Origin of the sequence: Glaciihabitans sp. GrIS 2.15, from assembly GCF_035984695.1 — a bacterium.
In the GTDB taxonomy this organism is placed as follows: Bacteria; Actinomycetota; Actinomycetes; order Actinomycetales; family Microbacteriaceae; genus Lacisediminihabitans.
Genome location: NZ_JAXCHU010000002.1, coordinates 433,361 through 458,131, shown reverse-complemented (window position 1 = coordinate 458,131; position 24,771 = coordinate 433,361). Strand labels below are relative to the sequence as shown.

Annotated in this window: 19 protein-coding genes; 12 read left to right on the top strand and 7 right to left on the bottom strand. The window is 63.7% G+C overall.

The window, feature by feature from the left end:
- Positions 1-61: 61 nt before the first annotated feature.
- Genes RCH11_RS04510 through RCH11_RS04490 form a run of 5 tightly spaced genes read left to right on the top strand, consistent with a single transcriptional unit; the run spans position 62 to position 4,029 of the window.
- Positions 62-961: a F0F1 ATP synthase subunit gamma gene (locus tag RCH11_RS04510; RefSeq protein WP_327055787.1), complete on the top strand. Its 900-nt coding sequence runs from the start codon at positions 62-64 to the stop codon at positions 959-961.
- A gap of 43 nt (positions 962-1,004) precedes the next feature.
- Positions 1,005-2,465, top strand: coding sequence for a F0F1 ATP synthase subunit beta (gene atpD, locus RCH11_RS04505; protein ID WP_327055786.1), 1,461 nt, complete (start codon positions 1,005-1,007; stop codon positions 2,463-2,465).
- 2 nt (positions 2,466-2,467) lie between these two features.
- Positions 2,468-2,752 carry a F0F1 ATP synthase subunit epsilon gene (locus RCH11_RS04500; protein ID WP_327055785.1) on the top strand — a complete coding sequence of 95 codons (285 nt, stop codon included), beginning with the start codon at positions 2,468-2,470 and terminating at the stop codon, positions 2,750-2,752.
- Positions 2,753-2,773: 21 nt separating this feature from the next.
- Entirely contained in the window at positions 2,774-3,283 is a 510-nt protein-coding gene (locus RCH11_RS04495) for an AAA family ATPase (protein ID WP_327055784.1), read from the top strand.
- Positions 3,283-4,029, top strand: coding sequence for a YaaA family protein (locus RCH11_RS04490; protein ID WP_327055783.1), 747 nt, complete (start codon positions 3,283-3,285; stop codon positions 4,027-4,029). The genes RCH11_RS04495 and RCH11_RS04490 overlap by 1 nt, the downstream gene beginning before the upstream one ends.
- A 137-nt stretch (positions 4,030-4,166) precedes the next feature.
- Here RCH11_RS04490 and RCH11_RS04485 read toward each other — a convergent pair whose 3' ends face one another.
- Positions 4,167-4,763: a DNA-3-methyladenine glycosylase I gene (locus RCH11_RS04485; protein ID WP_327055782.1), complete on the bottom strand. Its 597-nt coding sequence runs from the start codon at positions 4,761-4,763 to the stop codon at positions 4,167-4,169.
- On the bottom strand, positions 4,760-5,299 hold the full coding sequence (locus tag RCH11_RS04480; protein ID WP_327055781.1) for a methylated-DNA--[protein]-cysteine S-methyltransferase: 540 nt from the start codon (positions 5,297-5,299) through the stop codon (positions 4,760-4,762). Before RCH11_RS04480 ends, RCH11_RS04485 begins: the two co-directional genes overlap by 4 nt.
- 110 nt (positions 5,300-5,409) lie before the next feature.
- Here RCH11_RS04480 and RCH11_RS04475 point away from each other — a divergent pair, with 110 nt between their 5' ends.
- Positions 5,410-6,381: an aldo/keto reductase gene (locus tag RCH11_RS04475; RefSeq protein WP_327055780.1), complete on the top strand. Its 972-nt coding sequence runs from the start codon at positions 5,410-5,412 to the stop codon at positions 6,379-6,381.
- A gap of 20 nt (positions 6,382-6,401) precedes the next feature.
- Here RCH11_RS04475 and RCH11_RS04470 read toward each other — a convergent pair whose 3' ends face one another.
- The 5 genes from RCH11_RS04470 to RCH11_RS04450 form a co-directional block, all read right to left on the bottom strand.
- Positions 6,402-7,316: an NADP-dependent oxidoreductase gene (locus RCH11_RS04470; RefSeq protein ID WP_327055779.1), complete on the bottom strand. Its 915-nt coding sequence runs from the start codon at positions 7,314-7,316 to the stop codon at positions 6,402-6,404.
- Between the two features lie 683 nt (positions 7,317-7,999).
- On the bottom strand, positions 8,000-9,061 hold the full coding sequence (locus RCH11_RS04465; RefSeq protein WP_327055778.1) for a hypothetical protein: 1,062 nt from the start codon (positions 9,059-9,061) through the stop codon (positions 8,000-8,002).
- Positions 9,062-9,160: 99 nt separating this feature from the next.
- Positions 9,161-10,555, bottom strand: a complete 1,395-nt coding sequence (locus RCH11_RS04460; RefSeq protein ID WP_327055777.1) for an NAD(P)/FAD-dependent oxidoreductase — start codon at positions 10,553-10,555, stop codon at positions 9,161-9,163.
- A gap of 522 nt (positions 10,556-11,077) precedes the next feature.
- On the bottom strand, positions 11,078-12,562 hold the full coding sequence (locus RCH11_RS04455) for an aspartate aminotransferase family protein (protein ID WP_327055776.1): 1,485 nt from the start codon (positions 12,560-12,562) through the stop codon (positions 11,078-11,080).
- 5 nt (positions 12,563-12,567) lie between these two features.
- Complete coding sequence (locus tag RCH11_RS04450; RefSeq protein WP_327055775.1) at positions 12,568-13,035, bottom strand: Lrp/AsnC family transcriptional regulator; 468 nt, start codon at positions 13,033-13,035, stop codon at positions 12,568-12,570.
- Positions 13,036-13,158: 123 nt separating this feature from the next.
- On the opposite strand from RCH11_RS04450, the gene RCH11_RS04445 reads away from it, so the two are divergent.
- The 6 genes from RCH11_RS04445 to RCH11_RS04420 all read left to right on the top strand — a co-directional run bounded on the left by RCH11_RS04445 (position 13,159) and on the right by RCH11_RS04420 (position 24,719).
- Positions 13,159-14,595: an aminobutyraldehyde dehydrogenase gene (locus tag RCH11_RS04445; RefSeq protein ID WP_327055774.1), complete on the top strand. Its 1,437-nt coding sequence runs from the start codon at positions 13,159-13,161 to the stop codon at positions 14,593-14,595.
- Between the two features lie 51 nt (positions 14,596-14,646).
- On the top strand, positions 14,647-15,339 hold the full coding sequence (locus tag RCH11_RS04440) for an FHA domain-containing protein (RefSeq protein ID WP_327055773.1): 693 nt from the start codon (positions 14,647-14,649) through the stop codon (positions 15,337-15,339).
- 36 nt (positions 15,340-15,375) lie between these two features.
- Positions 15,376-16,215 (top strand): PP2C family protein-serine/threonine phosphatase, encoded by an 840-nt coding sequence (locus RCH11_RS04435; protein ID WP_327055772.1) that lies wholly within the window; start codon positions 15,376-15,378, stop codon positions 16,213-16,215.
- A gap of 150 nt (positions 16,216-16,365) precedes the next feature.
- Positions 16,366-17,820 carry a serine/threonine-protein kinase gene (locus RCH11_RS04430; protein WP_327055771.1) on the top strand — a complete coding sequence of 485 codons (1,455 nt, stop codon included), beginning with the start codon at positions 16,366-16,368 and terminating at the stop codon, positions 17,818-17,820.
- A complete protein-coding gene (locus RCH11_RS04425; protein ID WP_327055770.1) occupies positions 17,817-23,711 on the top strand; it encodes an Ig-like domain-containing protein in 5,895 nt (1,964 codons plus the stop codon). Before RCH11_RS04430 ends, RCH11_RS04425 begins: the two co-directional genes overlap by 4 nt.
- Positions 23,712-23,747: 36 nt before the next feature.
- A complete protein-coding gene (locus tag RCH11_RS04420) occupies positions 23,748-24,719 on the top strand; it encodes an AAA family ATPase (protein WP_327055769.1) in 972 nt (323 codons plus the stop codon).
- Positions 24,720-24,771 lie beyond the last annotated feature (52 nt).

The following is a 24,771-nucleotide window of genomic DNA, read 5'->3' as shown; positions in this document are numbered from 1 at the left end:
ATCCGGGCACTAGCCGCCCTACTCGGCTGACAATTTTCACAAACCAAAGGAAAGTACAGACATGGGAGCGCAACTTCGGGTCTACCGGCAGAAGATCAAGTCTGCCCAGACGACCAAGAAGATCACTCGGGCCATGGAGCTGATCTCGGCCTCACGCATCCAGAAGGCGCAGGCAAGGGTCGCGGCATCCGGCCCGTACTCGCGTGCGGTCACCCGTGCCGTCTCCGCCGTCGCCACCTTCTCGAACGTGGATCACATCCTCACGACCGAACCGGACAAGATCGAGCGCGCTGCGGTAGTTCTCTTCACCTCCGACCGTGGGCTCGCTGGCGCGTTCAGCACGAACGTGGTGCGCGAATCGAGCGAGCTCGTCACTCTGCTGCGCAGCCAGGGCAAAGAGGTGGTTTACTACCTCGTCGGGCGGAAGGCCGCAGCCTACTTCGCCTTCCGTAAGCGCGCGGCAGAACAGATCTGGACCGGCAGCACCGAAAAACCCGAGTTCGAGACGGCGCAGAAGATTGGCGAGACCCTCGTCGCCAAGTTCATCCAGCCAGCGAGCGAGGGTGGGGTCGACGAGATCCATATCGTCTACAACCGCTTCGTGAGCGTCGTGACGCAAATACCGGAAGTCGTTCGTCTGCTGCCGCTCGAGGTTGTGGAGGGCGTCGATGCTCCCGACGACAACGAGGTGCTTCCGCTCTATGAGTTCGAGCCCGACGTTGGCGACGTTCTGGATGCACTGCTGCCGGTCTACATCGAGAGCCGCATTTTCAACGCGATGCTCCAGTCCGCGGCATCCGAACATGCGGCCCGACAGCGAGCGATGAAGTCGGCCAGCGACAACGCCGACAAGCTGATCACCACATTCACCCGGCTGGCCAACAATGCCCGCCAGTCAGAGATCACCCAGCAGATTTCCGAGATCGTCGGCGGCGCCGACGCACTCGCGGTCAAGAAGTAAGCGCTGTAGCGCTCAGAAGAAGCCAAGGAGAATCGAGAAGCACATGACTATCACAGCCCCTGCTGACCAAGCCACGGTTCAGCCAGCCGGAATCGGACGCATCGCCCGGGTCACCGGCCCCGTCGTCGACATCGAGTTTCCACACGACGCCATTCCCGGTATCTACAACGCCCTGAAGACCACGGTCACCATCGGCGAGGACTCCAACGAGATCACGCTCGAGGTAGCCCAGCACCTCGGTGACGACCTCGTTCGCGCGATCGCCCTCAAGCCCACCGACGGTCTCGTGCGCGGCCAGGAGGTGCGCGACACCGGTGGACCGATCACGGTCCCCGTCGGAGACGCCACCAAGGGCAAGGTCTTCAACGTCATCGGCGAGGTGCTCAATGGCGAGCCCGGCGCAACCTACGAGTGGGCCGACCGCTGGTCGATCCACCGCGAGCCCCCGCCCTTCGACCAGCTCGAGTCCAAGACCGAGCTCTTCGAGACCGGCATCAAGGTCATCGACCTGCTCACGCCCTACGTTCTCGGTGGAAAGATCGGCCTCTTCGGAGGTGCCGGGGTCGGCAAGACCGTGCTCATCCAGGAGATGATCCAGCGCGTCGCGCAGGATCACGGAGGAGTGTCCGTGTTCGCCGGAGTGGGGGAGCGCACCCGTGAGGGTAACGACCTCATCGCCGAGATGGAAGAGGCGGGCGTCTTCGACAAGACGGCCCTCGTATTCGGCCAGATGGATGAGCCGCCGGGGACGCGTCTTCGCGTCGCACTATCGGCCCTCACGATGGCGGAGTACTTCCGCGATGTGCAAAACCAGGATGTGCTGCTCTTCATCGACAACATCTTCCGGTTCACGCAGGCCGGTTCCGAGGTCTCCACGCTGCTCGGGCGCATGCCGTCCGCGGTGGGGTACCAGCCGACCCTCGCCGACGAGATGGGCATCCTCCAGGAGCGAATCACGTCGACCCGTGGACACTCGATCACCTCACTACAGGCGATCTACGTGCCCGCTGACGACTACACCGACCCGGCACCGGCAACCACCTTCGCGCACCTCGACGCGACGACCGAGCTGAGCCGCGAGATCGCGTCGCAGGGCCTGTACCCGGCCGTTGACCCGCTCACCTCCACCAGCCGCATCCTCGACCCCCGTTACCTGGGCGCCGACCACTACCGCGTGGCGACCAACGTCAAGGCGATCCTGCAGAAGAACAAAGAACTCCAGGAGATCATCGCGATCCTGGGTGTCGACGAACTGTCGGAGGAAGACAAGATCACCGTCTCCCGCGCCCGTCGTATCCAGCAGTTCCTCTCACAGAACACCTACATGGCGAAGAAGTTCACCGGCGTCGAGGGTTCGACAGTTCCTCTCAAGGACACGATCGAGTCGTTCGACGCGATCGTCAAGGGTGACTTCGACCACGTCGCCACCCAGGCATTCTTCAACGTCGGCGGCATCAACGACGTCGAAGAACAGTGGGCAAAGATCCAGAAGGAGAACGGCTAAGAATGGCCGAGTCTGGTGCTCATGAACTTCAGGTGAGTGTCGTGTCAGCCGACCAGGAGGTCTGGACCGGCACGGCCTCGATGGTGGTTGCGAAAACCACAGAGGGCGAGATCGGTATCCTTCCGGGCCACGAGCCGCTGCTGGCAATCCTGAGTGCCGGTGAGGTGCGGATTACCACCGGGTCGGGATCTGCTTCAGTGCGTGCGAATGCCGAGGACGGCTTCCTTTCGGTGGAGCACGACACTGTCACAATCGTCGCTCGCAACGCTGCACTGGTCCAGGGCTGACCGACTCTCATGCTGATTGCGATGGCAGGACTGCCGGCCGCCGGCAAGAGCACACTCGCCGACATTCTCGGCGCACGTCTCTCCGCTTCGGTTGTGTCTGTAGATCCGATCGAATCGGCGATCCTTGAAGCCGGAATCGACAGCGACCAGCCCACTGGGCTGGCTGCCTATCTCGTGGCCGAGACCATTGCCGGGCTGGTGCTCGAGTCCGGACATGACGTGATCGTGGATGCCGTGAACGGCGTCGATCCGGCCCGTGAACAGTGGGTGGGGCTCGCGAAGTCGCGCGGCGAGACCCTGCGATTCATCGAGGTCATCTGCTCCGATCCTGAGGTGCATCGCGAGCGTCTCGAGGCACGCGGACGCCGACTTCCGCACCTGAATGAGTTGAGCTGGCACGCCGTCGAGCAGAGTCTCGACGAGTACTTGCCCTGGGCTGGGGCAAGCGCAGCGGTGCCGAGGATCACGCTCGATTCCGCGCGACCGCTCGGCGTGAATGTGGATGCTGCGCTCGCGTTCATCACAACCTAGTGTTGCTGCTCCTTCCCCCGTCCGAGACCAAGCGGGACGGGGGTGCTGTCGACATGCCGCTCGATCTGGCCCGATTGAGTTATCCCGCGCTCACGGTGCCTCGGCGCTCGGTGCTGGCGGCAACTAGAGCGCTCTCTCGCAATCGGGCTACCATGTCGGCCGCCTTGAAGCTCGGCGTGAGCCAGCAGTTCGAGATCACCCGAAATCGCGAGCTTCGTTCATCGCCAACTATTGCCGCTCTTGAGCGCTATACCGGTGTGCTCTACGACGCGCTTGACGTGGGAACACTGAATGTCTCTGCGCGAGAGTTTGCCCGCGACCACGTGCTCATACACTCGGCCCTGTTCGGTCTGCTGGGAGCGGATGATCCGATTCCCGCGTATCGCCTCTCTCACGATTCGAGGCTGCCGGCCCTGCCGCTGAGAAAGCTCTGGCGCGAGCATATCTCCGCCGTGCTCGCGGCCTCGGACGGCGTCGTTCTCGATCTTCGCTCGGAGGCCTACGTCGAGCTTGGACCCGCCCCGGCGGGGCCCAAAACAGCGTTCTTGCGCGTTGTTTCCGACTCCGCTGACGGACCTCGCCGAGCTCTCAATCACTTCAACAAGAAGGGTAAGGGCCAGTTCGTGCGTGCACTGTGTGAAGCGGGGATCGACCACCAGAGCATCGATTCGGTGCTCGAGTGGTCCGTGGGCGCTGGCCTTCGGCTTGAGCGCAAGGCAGAGGGCGAGCTCAACCTCATCGTCTGAATGCGGTGAGTGGTGATGGCCGCTTGGGTGCGGAGTCAAGTCGGAGAAGGAATGGGTGCCGACCCGCCACCTCGACTCGGGCGTGGGAACAGGTGAGCCGGGTGCCGCAATCCGCGACTCAGGCGAGCGGCCGAGTCTCAGGCCGCCCGCCAGCATCCTTCGACGTGATCGTCGACCATGCCCGACGACTGCATGAGGGCATACGTTGTGGTGGGGCCGACAAATCGCAGCCCGATCGCGCGCAACTCTCTACTCAGTGCCGTGGACTCTGCAGTCACGGCCGGGATGTCGCCGAAATTCACCGGTCGGGGTCGTGAGCCGCGGGGTGTGGCAAACCCCCAGAGCAGCCGGTCGAAGGCGCCCGGATCGTCCTGCACCAGTTGGCGCACTATGCCGGCATTCGCGATCGTCGCCTCGATCTTGGCGCGATTGCGGATAATGCCGCCGTCGAGCATGAGGCGGTCGACATCCGGCTCGGTGAGCGCGGCGACGAGGTCGATGTCAAAGTCGTGGAAGGCTGCCCGAAACGTGTCTCGGCGGCGCAGGATGGCGATCCAGGAAAGCCCCGCCTGGAATCCTTCGAGGCTCACCTTCTCGAACAGCGGCCGATCCCCCCGGAGTTCCACCCCCCACTCCTCATCGTGGTATCGCCGATACTCCTCGTCGCCAGCGCTCCAGGCGCAGCGGCTGATTCCGTCGTCGCCGAGCACCACGACCGGTCGCGGCTGGTTCACTCCGTGTGTCCGATTCCCTCATGATTGAGCAGCCAGACCTTGGTGGGGATGCCGTTGCCGCCGCTGTAGCCGGTAATGCGGTTGTTCGACGCAAGTACCCGATGGCAGGGAATAAGAATAGGCACCGGGTTGGCTCCGACCGCTCCGCCCACTGCCCGACCCGCTGACGCGCGGCCGGTCGAGAGGCCGAGTTCGCCATAGGACGTGACCTCGCCGAACCGCAGTTCTCCGAGCCGGGCCCAGACCTCCCTTTGGAACTCGGTTCCACACAGGGTGACCGGCACATCGAACGTGGTGCGGGTGCCAGAGAAGTACTCGGAGAGTTGTGCCGCAGCACGGTCGAGCACGGCGTCGCTGCGCTCGTCGTCTCCGTCGTGCGGGAGGCTACCGTCACGCTCGATGGTGAGCGAAACGACCGCCGAACCGTTGCCGATCAACTCGATGCGCCCGATCGGACTGTCGACTCGGCGAAGAGGCGGAGCCAATGTGACGGTCGGGTGAGTGGTAGTGGCAGTAGCGGTAGCGGTAGCGGTCATGATTCGACTGTAGCTGCGGCATCCGACCGACCACTCGCGGTTTTCAGACATCGGTTATACGTGTCAGGGGCGCGGAATTGTGAAGGAGAAGTCCCACTTAGGCTGAACATATGGCTGCTATCGACTATCGCGCACTCGGCGACTCCGGTCTCATCGTCTCCACTATCGGCCTCGGCTGCAATAACTTCGGTCGGGCGAATACCGCTAGCGAAAGTCAACAAGGCACAGACGCCGTGATCGACGCGGCAATCGAGGCGGGGGTCACCCTGTTCGACACCGCAGACATCTACGGCTCGGAGCGCGGGTTGAGCGAGACTCGTATGGGACATTCGCTCAAGGGCCGCCGTCACGAGATTGTGCTCGCGACGAAATTCGGTATGGATATGGCCGGCACCAACGGACCGGACTGGGGAGCGCGGGGGTCGAGGCGGTATGTGCGACTCGCGGTAGAAGCATCCCTGCGCCGATTGCAGACGGACTGGATCGACCTCTATCAGCTGCACGTGCCCGATCCGCTCACCCCGATTGAGGAGACCCTGTCCGTACTCGACGACCTCATCACCGAGGGGAAAGTGCGCTACATCGGGCACTCCAACCTCACCGGCTGGCAGATCGCGGATGCCGAATACCGCGCAATCCTCGGCGGTCACCCCAAATTCATCTCGGCTCAAAACGAGTATTCGTTGCTCGTGCGAGGCGTCGAGGCGGAGGTTTTACCCGCTGCGAATCATTACGGACTCGGTTTCCTGCCCTTCTTTCCGCTCTATAACGGCCTGTTCACCGGTAAGTTCAGCCGGTCGGGAGGTCCGGCTGACAGTCGGATCGTGAACCTGCGGCCCCACCTGCTTGAGAGCGCACCCTGGGACACGATCGAGAAGTATGAGGCCTTCTGCCGCGAGCGGGGTATCACGATGCTCGCCGCGACTCTCGCCTGGCTATTGGCCCAGCCGGGTCTCAGCAGTGTGATCGCGGGCGCGACGAAGCCCGAACAAATTCTCCACAACGCCGAGGCCGCCACCGAGTGGGCACCGACGATTGAGGAGATCACCGAGATCTCGGCTATGTTCACCGATCCGACCTAGGGACGAAGCCGGAGAGGGGCTCAGGGGAGAGTGAGAACCACCTTGCCGCGGAGGTGGCGCGTCTCGAGCAACTCGTAGGCCGCTCGCACTTCCGAGAGCGGGAAGGTTGCGGCGATGGGCATGACGACGGTGCCGGCCGCGACGAGTCGCGCGAGGTCGCCAAGATTTTCGGCGGTCTTACCGCCCCCTCCGACGGTCGAGATGCCGTATTTCGCGACCCCGGCGAAATACACGATCGAGTTAATGCGCGTCGGATCGACACCGAGTTCAATCGCCGCGTCTACCGTCTCCTCTCCAGCATTATCGATCACGGCGTCAATTCCTCCCGGGGCAGCAACCCGCAGTCGATCGACCAGGCCAGGTCCATAGGCAACCGGGAGGAGACCGAGGCTGCTCAGGTAGGGATGATTCTGTTCACTGGCGGTTCCAATCACCGTCGCCCCGTCGGCGAGGGCAAGCTGGGCGGCGAACAGTCCGACGCCACCCGCCGCTGCACTCACGAGCACAGTCTCACCGGGTTGCGGGGACACCGCTCGCGTGGACCGCTCTGCCGTGTTGCCAACGAGACCGAGGCCACCGGCTGTCACCCAGTCGAGGCCGGGGGGCTTGGTCGCGACTTGACTGGCCGGCACGACGACGAAATCGGCCTGAGCGCTGAAATTGCTCCACCCGAGCACCTCGTCGCCCAGCATCGCAGTCGTGACTCCCTCGCCCACCTCGTCGATCACACCCGCGAACTCGGCACCCTGGCCGCTCGGGAGCGTGCGATTCGGCAGTACTGAGGGGGATCGGCGAGCCTTGGCGTCGAAGTTGTTCAGGCCAGCGGCCCGCACTGCTACACGCACCATACCCGCGCTGGCATGGGGTTCATCGACCTCGACGATATCGAGCACTTCCGGGCCACCGTAGCGGTTGTACTGCACGATTCGCGACATGGCCCGAGTCTATGATCGATCTCGTGCGTGAGCATTCACGCCATTATGGTGAGCGAATGACGCTCCTCACGTGCCTCGCGCGGGGCCGCGCTTGCTGAGCGACCGCCGAGAGATGATCGTGGATGCGGTCGTCCCGTTGCTGCTCGAATTCGGCTGTTTGGATTTGGCTGGGCAGTGGCAGCCACAGAGCTGGCAACAGGGGCCATCGTGCGCGGCATCCCTCCTCGCCATCGCGGCACAGTGCTCGCGTTTCGGCGGGCCCGCAGCTGTCCCGGTTTGTGGCGGTGAGCATCCCCATGCTGGGCAGTGTGATCGGCCTGGTGATCTCACACATGGTCGCGGAGTTGAGCCCAATACCTCAGCGGATCGACGCGATTAACGGGGTGCTGCGTGAGAACCCGGCGGATGCTCGAGTCGCGCGTGCGAGCAGTCGTTCGTTTATCAGTTCGGTTCGCAAGGATGTCGGCCAGGTCCCTGTCCCTCGCAGACAGCGTGTTGTTCATCCCGATCGTGGTGCCAGCGAACCCGTGATTCGAGCACCCCGGGAACATCTGGGCGATGACCGTTACCGAACCGTTGACCCCCACAGTGGTGCTCGTGCTCTCCGTAGTGGGGTGTCGGACGCAGACGGTAGTGACCGGGGAAGAACGTGCCGCGGTGGAGCCGGTGGCCGGCGAGTCCCGCTATCCACCGACGCCCGTCGCGGGGGCCGGCGTCGGGATAGTGGTGACGGCCGGGCCGTGATTGAGAGCGCTGTTGAGTCCGGCAGTCTGCTCCGAGAGGGCCTTCATCTCGGCGAGGTCCTTGTTGTACTCGGCTGTTTTCGTCAGGATATCGGCATAACGAGCGTCGAGGGAGATGCGTCGTGTCTCCAGGGCGCCCTGGGCCACGTCGACCTGGCGCTTCGTCGTGAAGTCGGTGCGGGAATTGAACCGACGGATGTCTGTGTTCAGCTGGGCATAGCCGCTCGTGTACGAGGCGTACTCGTCGTTGATCGCTGCCTGAAGGGCATCCATCGATGTCGACAGGTCGGCGGAGCGCTTTTCGAGGTCGGTGAAGACGGCATTGGTCTTCCCCTGCAGCTTCACAAGGGCCTGGCGGTTGCCGAGCCATTTCGCATAGTGAGCCTCGAGCTCGGGTGAGATCGATGCGATCTCGGTGCCAATAATCGAGTGCAGTTCGTTATCGCGTTGGCCCGGTTCGTTTTTCGCGTAGTAGTCGAGGCGCGCCTGGAACGCGGGGTCTCCTCCGAGTTTCGCCGCCTCGCGCTCGAGCAGGGGAACGAGCTGTTGCTGTTCGGAAACGGAGAAGCGATCCCAGGCGGCATGCAGCATCTCGTGTGCGGCGACGACATCAGTCAGGCCGGCAAGTCGGGGTTCGGTTACCGCAAAGAGGTGGATTGATCGGTTCCGCGGCAGGTAACAGCCGAGGATCCCACTACCCTCCTGGTTGCTCGCGCAACTCGACGCAAAAATGATTGACGATTCGATCACCGGTTTGCTTGCCAAAAAGATGAAACGGCCTTCTTCGGTCAACTGGGACGACCCGATGAGGGACGACACCGACTCGGAGGGTCGAAAAGTCCAGACTGTGTACTGGTCGACGAGGCGTTGGAAGCCGAGGAAGGCGAGCACCCCCGCGGCGACGAGCACCAGCGCGAGCACAGTGGGAAGCACCCGGGCGAGTCGTGAGCGGCGGCGAGGGATCGACGGCAGGACGTAGGCGTCCCGCTCAAACAGCGTCATGATCCCCCGATCGCCCGCTTGGCACGACGCCCCGCTTTAGCGAAATAGTATCAGCGCTTTTCGCCGAGGTCAGCGCCCGGTCACGGGGGACGGGAGCTTCTAGTGTCCGGTGAGGGGCGCCATCAGCCGGGCGGCGACAGATGCGCGACCGGTCAGTCGCTCTTCGGCATCCGCGATCGTCATCGCCGTTGTGCCGAGGTTCGCCCCGATGAATCGCAGCGGCTCTGGCTCCCACAGCGGCGAACGGTGGTTCACCCACGGTAGCCGCGAGATCTCGGTATCCCGATGCAGGATCAGGTCGGTGAGGGTGCGCCCGGCGAGATTGGTGGTGCTCAGTCCGTCACCGACATATCCGCCCGCCGTTGCGATACCGGTGGCTGCGTCGAAGGCCGTGCTCGCGTGCCAGTCGCGCGGCACGCCGAGTGGACCACCCCAGCGATGCGTGATCGCCACGTCGTGGGCGGCGGGGAAGATGCTTGCGAGCGTGCGCGCCAAGTGGTCGAACACCCCCGGTACGCGATCGTATTCTGGGCGGATGCTGCTGCCCCAGTGATATCTGGCGCCCCGGCCTCCGAAGGCGAAGCGATTGTCTGCCGTTCGCTGGCCATAGACGAGCAGGTGCCGAAAGTCAGCAAAGGTCTGCCCGTGCTCGATGCCGATCTCATCCCAGGTCGCGTCACTGAGCGGCTCGGTTGCGATCATGAGCGAGTAGAGCGGTAACACGCGGCGGTGGGTCTGCGGCAGGGACGCTCCATAGCCTTCGAGAGCGATCACAATCGTCTCAGCGCGTACCGCAGCGTGCTCGGTGAGAACCTCGCGCGCGCGCCATGAGAGCACCTCAGTCTCTTCGTAAATCGTCACCCCAAGTTGCTCCACCACGCGGGCGAGTCCGCGCACGAGCTTCGCCGGGTGTAGCCGGGCGCAGGCCGGATCGAAGGTGGAGCCCAGCGCTCCGGCTGCACCCCGAGGGCTGTGGGCGGCATCCCTCAGGGCAAGATCGTCCACGCACCAGCGCCCTGCTTCGGTGACTTCCGCGCGGGCCGCGGCCCACTGAGCCGGGCCGCGCGCGAGGCTTATCGTGCCACCCCGCACGAAATCGCAGTCGATTCCTTCTGCCGCAGTGACCCGACCTACCTCCTGGACGGTTTCGATCATTGCCTCGCGCATCGCCACAGCGGCATCCCGGCCGTGACGACGGGCGAGTGCGGCCGTCGATGCGGGAAACAGGGCGGAGCACCATCCTCCATTTCGTCCGGAGGCTCCGAATCCCGCGATGTGTTTCTCGAGAACTGCGATACGCAGGCTTGGCTGCGCCGAAGCGAGGTAATAGGCCGTCCAGAGACCGGTGAGTCCGCCTCCGACGATGGCGACATCCACGTCGATGGGCCCGGCCAGCGATGGACGGGGGAGGAGATCATCCGCCCCCGCATCGCCGGTGCCGGCCGCCGGGAGGGAGTCGAACCAGAAGCTCAGTGCACGATAGTCGGACATCATTCCTCTTCCTGTCTCTCATTCACCGGCGCACCGCCTGGCCCCAGCCCGGCACTGCTGGCCCGGGGTGCTGCTGGCCCGGGGTGCTGCTGACCGGGGGTGCTGTTGACCCGGGTGCTGTTGACCCGGGTGCTGCTGACCCGGGTGCTGTTGACCCGAGATGTCCGAAATGCAGGACCGTGTGTGCCTGGTGGGGCAGGAGCTTACTGGAAGCGAACTTTTTCTCCGCCGCATCCTGCATTTCGAACAGCGAACCGGATGACGCGGCTGGATGACGCAACCGGATGACGCGAACTGGATGACGCGGCTGGATGACGCAACTGGATGAGGCGAGCTGGATGACGCAACCGGATGACGCGACCGGATGAGGCGAGCTGGATGACGCAACCAGCCACAGCGGCCCAGCCACAGCGGCCCAGCCACAGCGGCCCAGCCACAGCGGCCCAGCCACAGCGGCCCAGCCACAGCGGCCCAGCCACAGCGGACCGGATGCAGCCGGCGCGATGCGCTGGCCCGCAATCGGTATTACAGCCGTGTCCAGGCCTCGGTGAGCACGCCCCGCAGGATCTGCTCGATCTCGTCGAATTCGGGCTGGCCGATGGTGAGCGGAGGAGCGAGCTGGATGACGGGATCGCCGCGGTCGTCGGCCCGACAGTACAGTCCGGCGTCGTACAGGGCCTTGGACAGGAATCCGCGCAGCAGGCGCTCCGACTCGTCGTCGTCGAAGGTCTCCTTGGTGACCTTGTCCTTCACAAGCTCGATGCCGAAGAAGTAACCAGCCCCGCGCACATCTCCAACGATGGGCAGGTCGTTCAGCTTTTCCAGTGTCGCGCGGAAGGCGGGCGAATTGAGCCGCACGTTCTCGTTGAGCTTCTCCTCTTCGAAGATGTCGAGGTTGGCCAGTGCGACCGCGGACGAGACGGGATGGCCCCCGAAGGTGTAGCCGTGATAGAACGACGTGTTGCCGTGCTTGAAGGGCTCGTAAATGCGGTCGCTCACGATGGTGGCGCCGATCGGCGAGTATCCGCTCGTCATACCCTTCGCGCAGGTGATCATGTCGGGCACGTAGTCGTAGGCGTCGCAGGCGAAGAACTCCCCGATGCGTCCGAAGGCGCAGATAACCTCGTCGCTCACGAGCAGCACGTCGTACTTGTCGCAGATCTCGCGTACCCGCTTGAAGTAGCCGGGGGGTGGCGGGAAGCATCCGCCGGAGTTTTGCACCGGCTCGAGGAAGACGGCGGCCACGGTCTCGGGCCCTTCGAACTGGATCATCTCCTCGATGCGGTTTGCGGCCCATAGCCCAAAGGTTTCGAGGTCTTCGGTAGGGCCCCCCATCTCGGCGGCGCGGTAGAAATTGGTGTTCGGCACGCGGAAGCCGCCGGGGGTCACCGGCTCGAACATTTCCTTCATGGCCGGGATGCCGGTGATCGCCAGTGCTCCCTGCGGGGTCCCGTGGTAGGCAACGTTGCGCGAGATCACCTTGTGCTTGGTGGGGCGACCCTGCAGCTTCCAGTAGTACTTGGCGAGTTTGAAGGCCGTCTCGACGGCCTCACCGCCACCGGTGGAGAAGAACACGCGGTTGAGGTCACCGGGAGCATAGTTTGCCAGGCGATCGGCGAGTTCGATGGCACTCGGATGCGCGTAGGACCAGAGCGGGAAGAAGGCGAGCTCCTCCGCCTGCTTGGCCGCGACCTCGGCAAGGCGACGACGCCCGTGGCCGGCGTTGACGACGAAGAGGCCACTCAGGCCATCGAAGTACTTCTTTCCGGAGGAATCCCAGATGTGGTGGCCTTCACCCTTCACGATGATCGGCACCCCTGGCCCGTCTTCCATGACGGACTGGCGCGAGAAGTGCATCCAGAGATGATCCTTCGCCTTCTGCTGCAGCTCGGCCTCGGTGAATTTCGAGGAGCCGACCGTCTTCGCTGCTTTGACGGAATGGGTCGCTGAATGGGTCGTGGTGTGGGTAGTGGTGTGGGTAGTGGTGTCGGTCATGTTGTCGGTTGTCATTTTTCTTATCTCGTTCCCCAGTTGTAGAACTGCTTCTGCAGTCTCAAATACACGAACGTCTCGGTTGACTGCACGCCGGGGATCCCGCGGATCTCCTTATTGAGCAGTTCGATCAGGTCTTCGTCGTTCTCGCAGACAACCTCGGCAAGGATGTCGAAACTACCGGCGGTGAGCACGACGTAATCCACGGCTGTGATTCGGCCAAGGGTCTCGGCTACCGTCGTGGTGTCGCCCGTGACCCGGATTCCGATCATCGCCTGGCGGTAGAAGCCCAGCTGCATCGGATCGGTGACGGCCACAACCTGCATGACGCCGGAGTCGGTGAGCTTCTGCACGCGCTGCCGTACGGCCGCCTCACTGAGCCCGACCGCCTTGCCGATCTCGGCATAGCTGCGTCGGCCGTCAGCCTGTAGCTGCTCGATGATCGCCTTCGACACCTCGTCGAGGTGTACCGGCTTGACATTCAGACTCATGCCCTGATTCTGTCAGTGCAGCGGTCTTGTTACAAGTGAATCCGCATCCTCGGGCGTGTTTTGCTGCGGAATCGGTAGTCTGCGACCGTGGCGCCGCCGGTGGCTGCTCGCTATGTTGGGAGCATGAGTACCCCCCAACTCCACAACTTCATCAATGGCGATTATGTGCAGGCCACGGCAGAATCGGCGTTTGACCTCATCGATCCGGCCACTGAGGAGGTCTACGGGTCGTCTCCCGTATCGAGCAGTGCGGATGTCGACGCCGCCTACCGTGCGGCGGCAGCGGCATTTGAGGAGTGGGGCGACACCACCCCGAGTGAGCGCCAGCTCGCGCTGTTTCGGATCGCCGACGCGATGGAGGCTAACGCGGAGAAGTTCGCCGACCTCGAGTCACAAGACACTGGCAAGCCGCGGGCAACGCTCGTGACGGATGAGATCATGCTCTCGGTCGACCAGATTCGCTTCTTCGCCGGTGAAGCGCGACACCTGAGCGGTATGGCCTCCGGCGAATATCTCAAAGACCATACCTCGCAGATCCGGCGGGAGCCGATCGGCGTCATCGGGCAGGTGACGCCGTGGAACTACCCGCTCAACATGGCGGTCTGGAAGTTCGCGCCAGCCCTCGCCGCCGGCAACACCACAGTGCTTAAGCCTTCGGACACCACACCGTCGGCCACCCTGTTCCTCGCCGAGATCGCGGCGGAGTTTTTGCCGAAGGGCGTGCTCAACGTGATCACCGGCGACCGCACGACCGGGGGGGCCATGATCGCCCACCCGACTCCCCAGATGGTGTCGATCACCGGGTCGGTGCGCGCGGGCATGGAGGTCGCGAAGGCGGCTGCGGTAGATCTCAAGCGGGTTCATCTGGAACTCGGCGGGAAGGCGCCGGTGATTGTCTTCGACGATGCCGATATCGAATCTGCAGTCGAAGGCATCGCGAGCGCCGGATACTTCAACGCCGGCCAGGACTGCACCGCGGCGACGCGCGTGCTCGTGCAGGCCGGCATTCACGACGAGTTTGTCGCGGCGCTCGCCGCCTATGCCCGCGAGAATGCCCGCACCGGTGTGCCGGGCGATACGAGCATCTTCTTCGGACCGGTGAACAATGCCAATCAGCTCGCGCAGGTCGAGGGATTCATCGACCGCCTGCCCGATAACGCGAACATCGAGCTCGGTGGGCACCGCCAGGGCACCACCGGGTACTTCCACGAGGCCACGATTATCTCGGGCCTGAAGCAGACGGATGACGCGGTGCAGAACGAGATCTTCGGTCCGGTCATCACTGTGCAGAAGTTCAGCGATGAGACCCAGGCTCTCGAGTGGGCGAACGGCGTGCGCTATGGCCTGGCATCGAGTGTCTGGACGCAGAATCACGGCAGGGCGATGCGCTTCGCCAAGCACCTCGATTTCGGCTGCGTGTGGATCAATACCCACATTCCGATTGTGGCGGAGATGCCTCACGGCGGCTTCAAGCATTCTGGCTATGGCAAAGACCTCTCCAGCTATGGATTCGAGGACTACACCCGTATCAAGCACGTCATGAGCTATATCGGCAACTGAGGTCTCGGGCCGACTTCGCGCTACGCCCCATCGGGCGACAGAATGGTAGGTATGCACCCGGACGACGCGGACCACACCGTCGTTCGGCCGCGTCCGAAGATCGAACCGGCGGAACCGGCGGAACCGGAGGATCTCGAAGCGGATACGTTCGTCCCGTCACCGACGGGCCTGTCGGTGCCCGGGCGTGGCGATCCCACTGTGCCCTCGGCTCGTCGGGAGCCGCCAGCCGTCGTGGAGCCGCCCGCCCTCGTGGAGCCGCCCGCCCTCGTGGAGCCGCCCGCCCTCGTGGAGCCGCCCGCCCTCGTGGAACCGCCGCGCAGTCATCCGGTCGTGGTCGAACGACCGATCACTCCGCGAGTCGGGCTTCCGATCGATCCCGATGGGCTGACGGTGCCCTGGTGTCGCATCCGGGTCAATCGGCACGAACCTATCCCTCTGGATGTTCCCGCGCTGATCGGCCGTCAGCCCGTCTCCCCGCGCATCGCGATCGGAGGGGTGCCGCGTCTGGTGCGGGTGCCGTCGGCCGGTCGCGAGGTATCGAGCACGCACATCGAATTGCGGCAACAGGGGGCATCCGTCATCGTCACCGACCTTCGATCCACCAACGGCACCATTGTCTCGATTCCCGGGTCCTCCTCACAAAAACTTCGCCAGGGCGAGTCGCTCGTCGTCTCGGCGGGCACTGTGGTGGATATTGGTGACGGCAATACTGTTGAGATCCTCCCCATCGAGCGCCTGGTCTGACGAGCCGACCTCCCCAATGACTCGCGAAAGGCTTCCGTGACCGAGATCGGCACGAGTGATGCGAGCTTCCGCGTGGACATCCCTGACTTTCCGGATGCCCGGCTCGTGCTTGCGTGGGGAGCAGTCACCGACACGGGACATCGCCGTGCTCACAATGAGGATAGTTTTCTGGCACGGGCGCCGATCTTCGCCGTCGCGGACGGCATGGGGGGGCATTCCGCTGGCGATGTTGCCAGTGCGGCAGTTGTTACCCGGCTGGCAGAGTCGGTGACCGAGTCGTTCACCGACGCCGACACGATCGAGCGCGGGCTTCAAGCGGCCACTATCGACATCGGCCTGGCGGCCGACGAGAAGGAACTGGGGGTCGGCACCACTGTCACCGGAGCCGCGCTCTCGCTGCAGGGCGACGAGCCATTCTGGACGGTATTCAACGTCGGTGATTCACGGGTCTACCTCTTCGAGCGCGAGACACTCGTGCAGGTGACCGTAGACCATTCGGTGGTGCAGGAATTAGTGGATGCCGGGGTGATTCGCGCGGAAGACGCCGAATCGCATCCCGACAGCAACGTGATCACCCGGGCCGTTGGGTTCAATGTCGAGGCCGTGCCCGACTACTGGGTCGTGCCCGTGCGGGCAGGGCTTCGGCTGCTGGTGTGTTCCGACGGCCTCACCAAAGAACTGGATGCTGAGGCCATCCGCCTGTATCTCGCAGCCGGTCTCAGCGCCGAAGAGACTGCCGTCGCTCTTGTGGAGGCTGCACTCGAAGGCGGCGGGCGTGACAACATCACCACCATCGTCATCGATGTGCTCGAGACTTCCGGTCTCGGCGAGTTCGAGAACACCATTCCCCGCACCTCGCCCATTCCGACGCCGTAGGCCTGGCCCCCAAAGGGGGGCCAAAAACAGGCCTGTGACCAGCAGATTTGTCCAACTGGCCCTGAACAAGGAGTGTCTACAATAAGACACCGGGATTTGCCCGGCCCACTGACCGATCGGCCTCGAGCCGGTGTCGTCGAAGGAGGAGAGATGGCACGACGATTGCCCTCCCAACCTCCCGTGCTGCCCGGATTCTCGACGATCCACGTGCTCGGTTCAGGCGGTTTCGCCGACGTCTTCCTCTATGAACAAAACATGCCGCGTCGCCAGGTCGCTGTCAAGGTGATGTTGAGCGAGGTCGTCAATGACCAGGTGCGTCAGATGTTCCAGGCCGAGGCCAACCTCATGGCCCAGCTGAGCTCGCATCCGTCTATCCTCACGGTGTACCAGGCGAGCGTGTCGTCTGACGGTCGTCCCTATCTGGTGATGGAGCTCTGCTCGTCGTCGCTGAGCGAGCGGTACCGGCGCGAGCGTATCCCTGTTCCGGAAGTACTCCGTATCGCCGTAAAAATCGGCAGCGCGATCGAAACCGCGCATCGCGCGGGCGTGCTGCACCGCGACATCAAGCCCTCGAACATCCTGCTGACCGCCTACGGACATCCGGTGCTGTCCGACTTTGGTATTGCATCCACGCTGAGCGAGGCGGACTCCCACGAGTCGGTAGGCCTGTCAATTCCGTGGTCAGCTCCGGAGGTGTTGATGGATGAGACACCCGGCAGCATCGCATCTGAAGTCTGGTCCTTCGCTGCCACCGTGTATTCGCTCCTCGCCGGCCGATCACCCTTCGAGGTCCCCGGGGAGTCGAACAAGTCCGCCGACCTCATCTCGCGCATCAACCGTGCCCGACCCCAGCCGATCGGGCGCTCCGACGTTCCACCGAGTCTCGAACGAGTGCTCGCACAGGCGATGTCCCGCAAGCGGGAAAACCGACCGGCGAGTGTGCTCGAGCTGGTGCGCGAACTGCAGTCGATCGAGACCGAGCTCGGAATGCCGCAGACGCCAATCGAGGTCGCAATGGACGACTGGGCGCTCGCAACGATCTCGGACCTCGAGGATCGCACGCGAATCCGCGGGATTGGAGGAGCAGTCCCCACTTCCCGGGGCCGCCGGCGCCGCCGTTCGGCCAGTGTGACCTATGCGCCAGTCGGCACCCTCATGCGGCAGACCGCCGGTGGCCAGAACAGCCGTCAGAGGGGCCAGAGCAGCGGAACGAGCCCAATAAAGCGCGGGCGAGGGATGCGCGCACTCGCGTGGGGTCTCATCGTGAGTGCGGTGCTCGTGATCGCACTGGGGGCGACCGCTACTTTCGTGCTTATCCGTGCCAATTCGGACAGGATCCCGCTCGTGACGAACATCGTCGCCACGGAAGGCTCAGGCTCGATCAAGTTCAGTTGGGCAGATCCTGGGCTCACAGCCGATGACTCCTATCAGGTGACCACCGGGGACGGTCGATCGGCCCTGCAGACCTCGTCGGACTATTTCGCACAAGATGCCAAGGCCGGAGATCGGGTCTGCATCACCGTCGCGGTCAATCGCCAGGGCAAGACGGGACCCCCGAGCGCGGAGAAGTGCGTCGACCTCGGGGGGGTGACGATACGCAGATGAGTGTGAGGCAATGGTTTTCCCGCCACCGCTCACTCGTCGCCACCGCGACGAGTGGATCAGTGATCGCGGCGCTCGTCGCCGCTGTCGCGATCGTGTCGACCGGGTATACGGCGCAGCGCCTTGATCTGAACGATGGCTCGGTCTGGGTGGCAAACGGTGCATCGCAGGTGATCGGCCGGGCCAACACGCAGGTGCTCGCCCTCAACACCGTCGTCACCTCCAGCGGAGCGGACATCCAGACGATCCAGCGCGGTGCGACCGTCCTGCTGTTCGATCGCACTGACAGCAAAGTCGACATAGTCGATCCCGCCACCTCGAAGGTACTGAACAGCGTGCCGCTGCCCCCCCAGAATCCCCAGCTTTCTCTCGCAGGTGACAATGTCGTAATCGCGGCCGGTCTCACGGGACAGGTCTGGATTGTTCCTCTCGCTCAGCTGCCGACTTTTAATGCCCAGTCGCAGGCGACCCTCAACCTCGGAGCAAACGCGGTAACGAGTGTGACTCCGGATGGCATGCTGTTCGCCTACTCCGCCGATTCTCGCCGGGTCTACCGAGTTGATGCCGCGCACTCCAACACTGTGGCCGAAACTGCCAAGGCGCTTTTCGGCGGCGCGCGACGAAATATCTCGGTGAGCTCAGTCGGCGGCCGTTGGGTACTCTTCGACTCGGTGAGTCGCACGATGCTTTCGGCGAACGGAACGGTCGACCTATCCAAGCGGATCCCTCAAGGGAGCAACCCCGTGCTGCAGGAGGCGGCTACAGAGGGCGATGCGGTGCTGATCGCTTCTGCGGCAGGTCTCCTGAGCGTGCCTCTCGGTGGTGGTCCCGAGTCGCGTCTCGTGGATGTCAAGGGGGGCATCCCCGCGCCGCCCCGCGTTATGGGCGCGTGTATTTTTGCGGCCTGGTCAACTGGCTCGGTGTGGCGGAAGTGTGGCTCGGGAGCGGCCGTCTCGCTGTCCCTCAATTCGGTGCCGGCAGCAGCGTCTTCACTGACGTTCGTCTCGAACGCCGATCGACTCGTGCTGAGCGATCCGCGGGGTGGGGGGGTGTGGGCGGTGCAGCAGAAAGGTGAATTCATTGACAACTGGTCCGATCTGATCGCAGCCCGCAAGACCCAACACCAGGTCGAGCTCAGGTCAGAGGACACCCCGCCAGTGCCCGAAAGGACACAGTTGCCGCCGGTGGCCGTCGACGAATCGTTCGGCGCGAGACCAGGACGCACGAGCGCGCTCCCCCTGCTCCTCAACGACTATGATCCCAACGGTGATGTGCTCGTGATCAGCGAGTTGACGGCCATCGATGCGTCGGTCGGTCGGCTCGACATCATCAACGACGGCCAACAGGCGCAGATCACACTCACTGCGTCGGCGAGAGGGACGGTGTCGTTCGGCTACTCGATCAGCGATGGTCGGGGCGGCACTGCGAGCGCTAAGGTCACGGTGATCGTGCGCTTGCCGTCGGAGAATTCCCCGCCATACCAGGTCCGCCAGACCAGGGCACTCGTCGCCTCGGGAGGCCGGGTCACGACGACGGCCCTCAGCGACTGGGTAGATCCGGACGGCGACCCGTTCTACCTCACCTCCGCGGCGACCGCTGCACCGGACACAGTGAGCTTCAAACCGGAAGGGACGGTCGTCTTCACCGACGGAGGAACGACGACAGGCGTGAGATCGGTCGCGCTCGTCGTCTCGGACGGTAAGGCGAGCGGTGCGGGAGCCCTCGCTGTGACGGTCAAGGCGCCAGGATCGGTGCCGATCATCCCTGACCCCTATTTCAAACAGGCCTACGCAGGCCAGGAGGTCACGCTCTCGCCGCTTGAGCACGTACGGGGGGGCACTGGAACCCTGCGGCTCGCGAGTGTGCCGGCCAAGAGCGGAGTGACGATCACCCCGAGCCTGGAAGCGGGCACCTTCCGATTCGTGAGCGACCAGGTGGGCACGCACTATATCGACTACGTCGTCAACGACGGCGACCAGACCGCCAACGGGATCGTGCGCATCGATGTGGCTGCACCTCCCGACCCCAACACCAAACCGATCACTATCCCGAAGAACATTTTCGTGCAGTCACTGAGCACGCAGACCATCGATGTTGCGTCGACCGACCGAGACCCGGCCGGCGGGGTACTTCTCGTGACCGGGCTCTTTAACGTGGCACCCAACTCCGGGGTGACCGCCGAGGTGATCGAGCAGCGGGCGATTCGGGTCACGCTGACCGCGCCGCTCGAATCCGGGACGGTCACATTCAACTATCGCATCAGCAACGGGCTTGCCGCTGCCGAGGGCGTGGTGAACGTCGTGGAGATCCCCGTGCCGACTCGTCGCCAGCCACCGATCGCCAATGACGATCACATCACCGTGCGGGTCGGTGATGCCATAGATATCCCGGTGCTTGCCAATGACGTGCAGCCGGATGGCGCAGCGCTGACCCTCAAGCCTGTGCTCTCGAAGGCGCTCGGAGGCAATTCCGGACTCCTGTTCGCCTCGGGCAACGTGCTGCGCTACCTAGCGCCCCAAAGACCCGGTGACTTCTCCGCCGTCTACGAGATCTCCGATCCCTTCGGACAGGTCGCACAGGCCCAGGTGAAGATCTCGGTGCGGGAAGCGGTGTTAGCGACTAATAATCCGCCGGTGCCCCAGACGGTGACAGCTCGTGTGCTCGCCGGTAAGACCGTTCGGATATCGATCCCACTCACCGGCATTGATCCGGACGGCGACTCTGTGCAACTGCTCGGCCAGGCCACCAGCCCGACCAAAGGTTTAGTGACGCCGGTCGGTGCCGACTCATTCGACTATCGGGCCGGTGACTACTCTGCGGGCACCGACACCTTCACCTATACCGTGATCGACGCCCTCGGTGCGCGAGCCACGGGAATCGTGCGGGTGGGAATCAGTCCGAAACTCGAGGGCGCGCGCAATCCCATTGCCGTGTCTGACGAGGTACGCATCCGCCCGGGCGGCACGGTATCTGTGCAGGTTCTCGCCAACGACTCTGATCCGGATGGCGGAACCCTCACCATCACGAAAGTCATACCTAATTCGAAAGATATCGTCGCGAAGATCGAGGGCGACATCGTGAAGGTGACTCCGCCGACGAAGCCAGGTACCTACGGGCTCAGGTACACGATCAAGAACTCGTTCGGTGGGGAGAGTTCCGCTTTCATCGCTGTCACCGTGAGCACGGATGCCCCGCATACGTTCCCGGTGGTGCACGACACTGTGCTGACGCTCTCCGATGTGCTTGGGCGAGATTCACTGGACGTGAACGTACTGAAGAACGTCTTTTTCGCCGACGGTAACGTCTCGACACTCGCGGTTTCGGTGCTGTCCGGATACTCGACTGACGCGCGAGTGACTGCGACCAAGCGCCTTCACGTGACCGTGCAGAACAAAAGGCAAATCATTCCCTTCGCCGTCGCCAATCCCGATGACTCGAGCATCGTCTCCTATGCCTTCGTCTGGGTTCCCGGGCTCAACGATGCACTCCCACAGTTGGATAGGAAGGCGTCGGCGCTCACGGTGGTGAGCGAATCGACCCTCACGATCGACCTCAATAATTACGTGCTCGCGGTCGGTGGCAAGCGAGTGCGGATCACCAGCTCGACGAGTGTCCAGGCCACTCACTCGAACGACACTGACCTCGTTTCCAACGATCACACGCTCCGCTTCACCTCTGCCGACAAGTATTTCGGTCCAGCCTCGATCTCGTTCGAGGTGACCGATGGCACGTCTGCCACCGATCCGAACGGCCGAAAAGCCACTCTCGTGCTGCCGATCACGGTGACCCCACGGCAGAACCAACCCCCGGTCTTCGTGGGGGGTGTCGTCGATTTCGAGCCGGGGATGTCGAAAGAGCTCGACCTGCTGAAACTCACCAATTACCCCCACCCGAATGACCAAGCGGGACTGGTCTATTCCGTGCGGAGTCCACTTCCCGAGGGCTTCACCTACAGCCTCACCGGGCAGAAGCTTGTTCTGCGTGCCAATGAGGGAGCGCTGAAGGGGGCGTCGACCGCGGTAGTGATCGGTGTGCAAGACAGCAACGCGGCCGGCCAGCAGGGCCAGATCGCGCTCAACGTGGTGGCATCGAGCCGCCCGCTGGCTCAGGCAGCGCCGGACTCTGTGCTCGCACCGCGCGGCCAGACCACGACAGTGGATGTGCTCGCTAACGACGAGGCCACTAACCCGTTCCCGGGCAAACCGCTCAGCGTCCTCGCCGTCCGTGGTCTTGACGGCGGTTCGGTACCGAGTGGACTCACGATCACGCCGAGCGCAGACAACCGACGTCTCACCGTTACCGCGTCGTCATCCGCCCAAGCCATCGACACCACCCTGCAATACGAGGTCGCCGATGCCACGGGCGATCCTGACCGTTACGTCTGGGGTTCGATCACCATCTCGGTGCAGGACAAGCCCGACCCGGTGACCGCCCTCAAGGTCACTGCCTTCGCAGACCGTACCCTCACGTTGCGCTGGAGCCCGGGAGTGTCGAATAACTCGCCTATCACAGGCTATAACGTGATCATGACCTCGGGGACAGGCGCAGTGTTCTCGACGACCTCGTGTCCCGTGGCAGTGTGTGATGTCACGACACCCGGTAATGGACCGGCGAACGGGGTGGGGATCACGGTCGTGGCGGTCAACGCGATCGGAACTTCGGCTTCGGCCGGACTGGGCACGACTGTCTGGTCAGACATCATCCCGCCGGCTCCGATCGGCCTTGCCGTGTCACCCCTCGACGGCGGTCTGCATGTCACCTGGAATGCCGTGACCACACCCTCCGGAGGCAGCCCCGTTAACAACTTCCGACTGACCGTCGGTGGGATAACAACGGACATCGATCCCTCGGCCTGCGGCGCAAATACGTGCGCGACTGACGTCCTCGGCCTCACCAACGGCCAAAATGTGTTGGTCTCACTCAGTGCTCGAAACTCTGCGCTTGCGATCCTCGCGATCTGGAATTCTGCGAGCACCAGCGGTATCCCGGCCGGCAGGCCGCTGTCGCTCACTGCGCCGACCGCCACCGCGACCGACAGCGTCGTCTCCCTGTCGTGGAGCGGCGCCTTCGCCGGCAACGGTCGAGATATCGTCTCTTATACCGCTGTCGCTTACACCGGTGCCGCCCCGACGTGCGCCGCACCTTCCCCATCCGGTTCGACATCGCAGGCTGTCGGTCTTGCGACGACGGCTACCTTCTCCGGGCTGTCGAATGAATCGAGCTACTCGCTCGTCGTCCTTGCCACAAACGGCATCGGCTGCACATCGAGCCCCGCGGCGGTCGTTCGCACGACACCAGGGGTTGTCACGGCCGTGTCGACGAGCGGACCGACCAAGAGTGGTGCTACCTTCGACTACGCGATCACCGGCGCGTCAATTGGCAGCCCCCTGACAAGCGATTACACGTTCTACTACCGGCTGCAGGGCGGGTCGTTGCCGGCCACGCAGTACGGTCCGGTCCCCTTCGGCGCCCTCCTCACGGCGGAGAACAAGCAGTACGGGCAACCGATTTCGGTCGAGCTGCGAGCATGTCGTAACTTCCCGGATGCCGGTGCGGTCTGCCAGCAGAACTGGTCGGCATCCTTCCCAGTGGGTACTCCGGTCGACCCACAGATCGGACCGATCACTTTCACGCCGGTAATCAACCCGGTCGATCCGAATGACACCAGCGGCACCTTCACCTGGCCGAGCTGGACGTCGGCGACATACGAGGGCATCCAATATTCCTGTGGAACGGGGTCAGGAGATACGCTTTTGCCCGCTGACACCACGCAGGGTGGCCAGTGCGTTGCGCTCGTTCCTCCCGGGCAGGACCCCGTCTTGACGATCGTCGTGACCGCCAATCACGGAGGCACCTACATGATCCAATACGACAAAAACGGTATTGTCCGATAACGTGCGGAGACCCCCGCTGAACCGAGAGGCACGCGCATGACGATGACACCCGAGCAGGCTGCCTGGTTCTCCGACATCTTCAATCGCCTCGTGGCGAATGTCGACCAGGTGCTCCTCGGTAAGACCTTCGTCATCAAGCTGTCATTCACGGCGCTTCTCAGCGAGGGCCATCTGCTACTCGAGGACTTCCCCGGAACGGGCAAGACCTCCCTGGCTCGCGCCATGGCACAGAGTGTGCGGGGCTCGGCAAGCCGCATCCAATTCACCCCGGATCTACTTCCCGGAGACATCACCGGTGTGAGCATCTACGACCAGGGGGCGGGGGAATTCGAGTTCCACCGCGGCCCCATCTTCGCCAACATCGTGCTTGCCGACGAGATTAACCGGGCGAGCCCGAAAACCCAGGCCGCTCTGCTCGAAGTGATGGAGGAGGGCCGGGTAACCGTCGACGGTATCTCTCACGATGTGGGCGCTCCTTTCATGGTGATCGCCACTCAGAACCCGATCGAGCAGGCCGGAACCTATCGGCTACCGGAAGCCCAGCTTGACCGGTTCATCATGAAGGCCTCTATCGGCTACCCCGACCATGCTTCGACCGTGCGCATTCTCGAGGGTGCCGGAGTAAAGGCACACGAGACCATACTGCCGCCGATCGCCACCGACGAGGTGATAGTGGAGCTGGGTGCTCTCGCCCGCACCGTGCACGTCGACCCCACGATCAACGACTACGTCTCGCGACTCGTCGAGGCGACGCGGTCGGCGACCGAGGTACGCCTCGGTGCGAGCGTGCGAGGGGCCCTTGCCCTCATCCGCACATCCAAGACTCTCGCCGCCGCGAACGGCCGGCACTATGTCATTCCGGATGACGTGAAGGCGCTCGCCGAGCCGGTGCTCGCTCATCGGCTCGTGCTCGATCCGGAAGCGGAGTTCGACGGCGTGACTGCCTCCAGCATCGTGAGTCAGTTACTCATCGAAACGCCGCCCCCGAGTGACAGGCAAAGCGTGTGAGCGACCGGGGGGAGCCGGCGCGGCACGCGACGAGCGGGCGGGTGGCGAGAGG